This window comes from Atribacterota bacterium, from assembly GCA_028717805.1.
GTDB lineage: Bacteria > Atribacterota > Phoenicimicrobiia > Phoenicimicrobiales > Stramentimicrobiaceae > Stramentimicrobium.
Window position 1 is genome coordinate 22,934 of record JAQUNC010000033.1, and the last position, 6,529, is coordinate 29,462.

7 protein-coding genes are annotated in these 6,529 nt (G+C 31.1%); all 7 read left to right on the top strand.

Annotated elements, in window-relative coordinates; genetic code table 11:
- The first annotated feature begins 10 nt into the window (after nucleotides 1-10).
- On the top strand, nucleotides 11-754 hold the full coding sequence (gene kdsB / locus PHD84_08000) for a 3-deoxy-manno-octulosonate cytidylyltransferase (protein MDD5637737.1): 744 nt from the start codon (nucleotides 11-13) through the stop codon (nucleotides 752-754).
- Between the two features lie 100 nt (nucleotides 755-854).
- Nucleotides 855-1,307: a YhcH/YjgK/YiaL family protein gene (locus PHD84_08005; protein MDD5637738.1), complete on the top strand. Its 453-nt coding sequence runs from the start codon at nucleotides 855-857 to the stop codon at nucleotides 1,305-1,307.
- 102 nt (nucleotides 1,308-1,409) lie between these two features.
- Nucleotides 1,410-2,303, top strand: a complete 894-nt coding sequence (locus tag PHD84_08010) for a dihydrodipicolinate synthase family protein (GenBank protein ID MDD5637739.1) — start codon at nucleotides 1,410-1,412, stop codon at nucleotides 2,301-2,303.
- A 153-nt stretch (nucleotides 2,304-2,456) separates the two neighbouring features.
- Nucleotides 2,457-3,590 carry a uroporphyrinogen decarboxylase family protein gene (locus PHD84_08015; GenBank protein MDD5637740.1) on the top strand — a complete coding sequence of 378 codons (1,134 nt, stop codon included), beginning with the start codon at nucleotides 2,457-2,459 and terminating at the stop codon, nucleotides 3,588-3,590.
- Nucleotides 3,591-3,739: 149 nt separating this feature from the next.
- The gene (locus tag PHD84_08020; protein ID MDD5637741.1) at nucleotides 3,740-4,834 is read left to right on the top strand and encodes a uroporphyrinogen decarboxylase family protein; all 1,095 of its coding nucleotides are present in this window, start codon (nucleotides 3,740-3,742) and stop codon (nucleotides 4,832-4,834) included.
- A gap of 159 nt (nucleotides 4,835-4,993) precedes the next feature.
- A complete protein-coding gene (locus PHD84_08025) occupies nucleotides 4,994-6,100 on the top strand; it encodes a uroporphyrinogen decarboxylase family protein (GenBank protein ID MDD5637742.1) in 1,107 nt (368 codons plus the stop codon).
- A 115-nt stretch (nucleotides 6,101-6,215) separates the two neighbouring features.
- On the top strand, nucleotides 6,216-6,529 hold a 314-nt coding region (locus tag PHD84_08030; protein ID MDD5637743.1), incomplete at its 3' end, for an RbsD/FucU domain-containing protein.

Here is a 6,529-nt window from a genome sequence, read left to right on the forward strand (position 1 = left end):
ATTACAGGCAATGAAAGTAATAGGAATAATACCTGCTCGATATAGTTCTACTAGATTACCTGGAAAACCTTTGAAGGATATTGGTGGAAAAACAATGATTCAGAGAGTATATGAGCGGGTTAAAGAAACAAAATTATTAGATAAAATAATTGTTGCTACAGATGATAGAAGAATTAAAGAAGAAGTGGAAAAATTTAATGCTAAAGCCATAATGACCTCAGTTTCTCATCCTAATGGTACCTCTCGAATTGCTGAAGTTATTCAAGATATAGATGTTGATATTGTAATAAATATCCAAGGGGATGAGCCTTTTATACGTTCTGAGATAATAGATGAGCTAGTAGAAATATTAATGAAAGATGAAAATATTCCCATGGCTACCCTCTGTTGTGAAATAAAGAATAAAGAAAAATTTACAAACGAGAATGTTGTAAAAGTAGTTCGTGATATTAATAGCTATGCTTTGTATTTCAGCCGCTCTTTGATACCATATCCAAGAAAAGAAATTAATTTTAAGGTGTTTGAACATATAGGGATTTATGGTTATCGCAAGTCATTTTTAAAAGAATTTGTTAAATTAAAGGACACGCCTTTATCTATTATAGAATCATTAGAACAGTTAAAAGCTCTGGAATATGGTACAAAATTATTCGTTGTTGAAACGAAATATGAGTATAATGCTTTGAGTATAGATACTCCAGAAGATCTTGAAGAAGCAAGGAAAATTATAAAGGAAGGCAGAGAGATAAAATAATTAGTGTAAGGATTGTCATTTTTGTCTACTAATACATTTACAGGTTGTTTTGTCTTTTTTTCAAATTTTTTAAGTAGCAAGATAGGCAGGAGGCAAAAACATGATTATTGATATGCTAGAAAATTCTCACTTATATTTACCAATAAATAATAAGTTTAGAAAAGCATTTGATTTTATAAGAAATAAGGATCTTATGAATTTAGAACCGGGAAAATATGAGATTTATGGTCTTAATATTTATGGTGTTGTAAATAATTATTTTACTAAACCAAAAAAAGAGGGATTATGGGAAGCTCATCATCATTATATAGACATACAATATGTGATAACCAATAAGGAATTAATAGGCTATACGAATTTAAGCCAAGTAGAAAAATACAAGGTATATGATGAAAATAAAGATATTGAGTTTTTTACAGGCAAAGGTAGCCACCTTATTGTTAATGCCGGAACTTTTGTTATCTTTTATCCGCATGAAGTACATATGCCAGGGATTGCTTTAGAAAATCCAGAAAAAGTTAAAAAAGTTGTAATAAAAGTTTTGCTTGAATGAAACATAAAAGAAATATAGAAAAATCACTAATATTTATGAAATCGCGAAGGTCTGGGAAATATTAAAAGTAGCATCAAAGAAAGAGATAGGAGGATTATCTTAATGAAAAGAATGAAAAATATAGTTGTACCCACAATTACACCTTTTGATAAAAATGGTGAAATAGATATTGAGGGGATTAAGGTGCATTATGATTTTTTAATTAAAAAAGGAGTTAAAGACTTCTATATTTTAGGTACAACAGGTGAAGTATTTTTAATGAATATAGAGGAAAGAAAAAAAACTGCTGAATTAATAATAAACCATGTTGGTGATAGAGGGAATGTATTTGTCCATACTGGTTCAATATCTACTAAAGAAGCATGTGAATTAGGGCAGCATGCAGAAAAAATAGGAGCAGCAGGCATTGGAGCTGTAACCCCTTTTTACTTTAATGTAAGTCAATATGAAATGGAGAATTATTATTATTCAATAGCAGAAAGTGTAAGTGAAAGCTTTCCAGTGTATTTATATAATCTTCCTGGATGTACAACAAATGATTTATTACCCGAAACTGTATCTAAATTAGCTAAAGTAGAAAATATAGTGGGAATTAAAAATAGCATGTCAGATATCTTTAGGTTAAGTCGATTGATTGATGAAACACCAAATGATTTTGATGTAATCATCGGATCAGATCCTATTATCATGCCTGCTATGCTGTATGGCGCAAAGGGGAGTGTATCAGGAAATGCTAATGTGTTTCCTGAGGTATTTTTAGAATTTTACCAGGCATTAAAAGAAAACAATTATGAAAAGGCACATGAAAAACAAATTGCCATAAGACATATAGCAATGATTTTAAAAGATGGAGCAAATCTAGCTTATTTTAAACAAGCCCTTGTTTATAGAGGATTTAAGCAAACTTTTACCAGAAAACCTTTACTGGGTCTCCATCGACAAGAGAAAGAGGAACTGAATAAGGAAGTACAAGAAATAATAAGGAAATACCTTTAGATAAAAATATTAACATATTTTTATCATATGGCTATGAGTAATAAATTTATTAATCTTACTTTTTAAGAATAGATTAATTTAGAAATGGTAAAAAGAGTATTATTGATTTTCTGAATACTGAGTTTTTAATCATTCAGAATAATATTTTAATATATGGGTATAGCTATAAAAGAATTAATTAAAATAATTGAAAAAAAAATAAAAAGAGATCCTCAAGGGAAGGAGAGGATTGCCCGAGTTTTAGAAGACATAGAAGTAGATTTTTTACCTTTGATATTCTGGAGACCTCAAAATATTTCTGTTCCTGGAAAGACCTATGATATGGAAGAGCAATTTTATGATAAAGAAAAGATGCTTTATGCTCATTTAGAAGAGATTGAAAAATGTGCTGAAAATACTTTTGATGCTCTTTTATGTATACGTCCTAATTTTGGAACTATATTTATTCCTGCTATGTTTGGATTGAAATATAAAGTGCCAAGAGATACTTTTCCTTGGATAACCCTTCATCTAAGTAAAGAAGAAATAAAAAATTTTAAAATGCCAGCATTAGGTAATATTGAAATTATGAAAAAAGCAATTGATTGTCTTACTTTTTTCAAAGAGAAATTACCTAATTGGATACATGTATATCTTCCAGATACCGAAGGACCTTTTGATATTGCCCATTCTGTTTATGGAGATAATATTTTTTATGATATTTATGATGATCCAGCCTTTGTCCATTACCTTTTAGGGCTTTGTACCGAATTGTATATCGAAGTTACTAAAAAATTGAAAAAGGTGATAGGTGAAAATAATAATAATTGCTATCACGGACATGCACTGGTAAGGGGGATTTATATGAGAGACGGTGGTGTCCGTATTTCTGAAGACAGTGCTACTTTGTTATCTCCAAAGCACATTGATGAATTTGTCATTCCATATGATAAAAAAGCATTGAAAACATTTGGAGGAGGGTTCATTCATTATTGTGGTAAACACGAATATTTATTAAACTCTTATTTGCAAATAGAAGAAGTAAGAGCCATTAATTTAGGTAATCCCGAAATGTACGATTTTTATACCACTATGAGAAATTTTTTAATATATAGAAAGTGCTATTTTGGATTGTGGCCTAAAGAAAATGGAGAAACTTTAGAGAAGAGATATATAAATAGAATGAAAGAAGCTACTGAGGGAGGCAAAAGAGGTCTTATTCTTCATTTTGATGAACAGATGTTTCCTGAGTACTCTTGCTCGGAAATTTTACAAAAATGGAGAGCAGAAAAAGTTTTTCATAGTTAAATAATATAGATATTAAAACAATAAGGCTTGATGATTCTTTTATAAACATGTCATTCCAAAATATTCTTATTAATTTATTCTCTTTCATCTTGAAGATGTAAACAATAATATAAATCAGTATAATTTCCGATTTTAGAAGAATAAATATTATGCAGACATTAAATTTAAGAAATCATATTCCCATAAGTGGTCCAGCTAGAAGAGAACCTGTTGATGGTACAGAATCCGATATGCGAGTATCCCTTGGTTTTGTTCCCGGCTGGTTTCATCAGAGATGCGGGATTGATTTTTCGGAAAAATGGCATAAAGATCCTTTTTATCGTTATGAAACTTTGGTAAAAATGAAGAAGGTGTTATGTAAGATCTTTCCTTCGGTTACATATTGGAATGAGGATTATAAAGATGATTTAGCTACTATTTCTGGATGCTATGGTATCTATCTTATTCCGCTCGCTTTTAGTTTTCCAGTAATATATCAGAAGGATCGATGGCCGGTACTGGATCCTAAAACAGCCAAGCTTGGTGATCAAGAAATTGTCCAATTAAATATAGATAAAATTCTAAATGGCTCATTTGTTGAAGAATTATTTCAACAAATGGATATTATTAAGAGAGAATGGAGCAAAATTCATGGTTACTTAAACTGGCAGGGGATTTTAAATAATGCGTATTATTTAAGGGGAGAGAATATCTTTACCGATTTTTATGATAAACCAGCTCTGGTGAAGCACTTTTTCTCTATAATTTGTGAGGTAATGATAAGATTAGCCCAAAAAGTTCAAAAAAGACAGCGAGAGTCCGGGTTTTATATTAATCATTTTTCTGTAAGTAATTGTACGCTTAACATGATATCTCCTCAAATTTATCGAGAATTTTTATTTCCTTATGATAAAAAAATTGCCGAAAGTTTTGAAAGATTTGGTGTGCACACATGTAATTGGGATGTGACACCTTATTTAGAGGAGTTAAAAAAATTGCCAAAAATCGGTTACCTAGATATGGGAATTATGTCTGATCTAAAAAGAGTCAAAAATATGTTTCCTGAAGCCAGGAGAGCGGTTGGGTATTCGCCTGTTCGATTACAGGAAGCAAATTTGGATGAAATTAAGAAAGATATGAAAAAAATATACGATGAATTATCTCCCTGTGATGTAGAGTTAGCTGATATAGAAGCCACCACCAGTGATGAAAGAATAAAAGAAGTATTACAAATTTGTAAAAATCTAGAACTAAGTAAAGAGTAAAATAATAAACAGAGCAAAGGCCAAGTTTTTGTAAATTGAATATTCGAAGATACTATTTAGATTTCAAAATAAAAAATTATAATGATTTGCTAATCTAATTTTATATTTATTATTTTGGTTATTGATTCGTGTAAATACTATAATTAGAAGAAGATAAAAATGAATGAACGGGAACGTTTTTTAACCACAATGAAACATCAGCTTCCGGACCGGATACCTACTGTAATAGATGCTCGATCGGAAGTTCAGAATGCTTTAAAAAAGCATTATAGTGTTGAATCATATCAGGAAGTACTTGATATTTTAGGGGCCGTAGATATAGATCGTTTTCCAACAGATGGTTGGATTAGGATAAATTTTCCTGATCATGATGATAAAAAGGATTCCTTAATTGAAGCAGCATGGTTGGGTGGTGGCAGGAAGTATAAAAGAATAGATGAAAGAACATTTAAAAATGATTGGGGTGTTGTTTTTAAGATTAGTGATGATGGTAAATACGCAGGATGGACTTCTGGGCCATTAGTCAATGCTAAAGATCCAGATGAAGTATTTATTCCAATAGAAGAAAATATTATTGACGATCCCGATCTTCCCAGAAAGGTCCGGGAATTAAAGAATAGAGGGATATTTGTTAAGGGCTTAATAGCTCAACCATTTAAGATTGCCTGGATGCTAAGAGGTATGGAAAACCTTTTATGTGATTATTTAATTAATAGAGCTTTTATTGAAAAATTATATGATAAACTATATAAACTCCAGGGTGAGATACTGATAAGAATGACAAAGGCTGGTATGGGTATGGTTGGTTTTGAGGGTGATATTGCAATACAGCATAGCCTCATTATGAGACCGAATATTTGGAGAGCAATTGATAAACCTAGATTGTCAGAAATAATTACATCATGTAAAGAAATCAATTCAGATATCCATATCTTTATTCATAGCGATGGGAATATAAGTGAGATTATACCTGACCTTATTGATATTAGATTTGATGTTATAGATCCAATACAACCTGAATGTATGGATCCATTTTTAATAAAAAAATTATATGGAGATAAAATTACTTTACATCGTTGTGGAAGCCTTCAGAAAACATTACCGTTTGGGAACCCGGAAGACTGCAAAAAAGAAGCTGTTCATTATATAGAATATTGCGGACAGAATGGAGGATTGGTTCTGGGAATTTCTAATACCATTAGCTATGATGTTCCAGTCGAAAATGTTGTTGCCTGGTATGAGGCGGTAAGAGATTATATACTCTAATTTGAATTATTCCTGAAGATTATAGTCTTATTTAATTTATTTAATTTTAAATAATTTTCGCTAACCACTGCTCTACTGATGATATCTTCCCATTCATTAGAAGGGGGGAGTAATTATGTTAAAGAATATACCTTCAATTATTTCTCCGGAGTTAATGATGGTGTTAATGGAGATGGGACACGGGGATGAGATTGTACTGGCGGATGCAAATTATCCAGCGGAGTCTGCTGACACTTTAACCGTAAGAGCTGATGGTCATAGTATTCCAGAGTTGTTAGAGGCAATTTTATTTTTTCTACCTCTGGATCAATATGAAGCTTATAATGTATTTTATATGGATACTGATAAGGGAGCCAAGCCCCAGATATGGCAGTTTTACGAAAATATTTTTAAGGCATCAAAAGATAATTATAGTATTAAAACTCTGGA

What these genes read in the sequence shown, in the direction of transcription:
- PHD84_08025 (MDD5637742.1), top strand. Translation starts at nt 4,994, where the DNA reads ATGAATGAACGGGAACGTTTTTTAACCACAATGAAACATCAGCTTCCG.
- PHD84_08005 (MDD5637738.1), top strand. Translation starts at nt 855, where the DNA reads ATGATTATTGATATGCTAGAAAATTCTCACTTATATTTACCAATAAAT.
- PHD84_08015 (MDD5637740.1), top strand. Translation starts at nt 2,457, where the DNA reads ATGGGTATAGCTATAAAAGAATTAATTAAAATAATTGAAAAAAAAATA.
- kdsB (MDD5637737.1), top strand. Translation starts at nt 11, where the DNA reads ATGAAAGTAATAGGAATAATACCTGCTCGATATAGTTCTACTAGATTA.
- PHD84_08020 (MDD5637741.1), top strand. Translation starts at nt 3,740, where the DNA reads ATGCAGACATTAAATTTAAGAAATCATATTCCCATAAGTGGTCCAGCT.
- PHD84_08010 (MDD5637739.1), top strand. Translation starts at nt 1,410, where the DNA reads ATGAAAAGAATGAAAAATATAGTTGTACCCACAATTACACCTTTTGAT.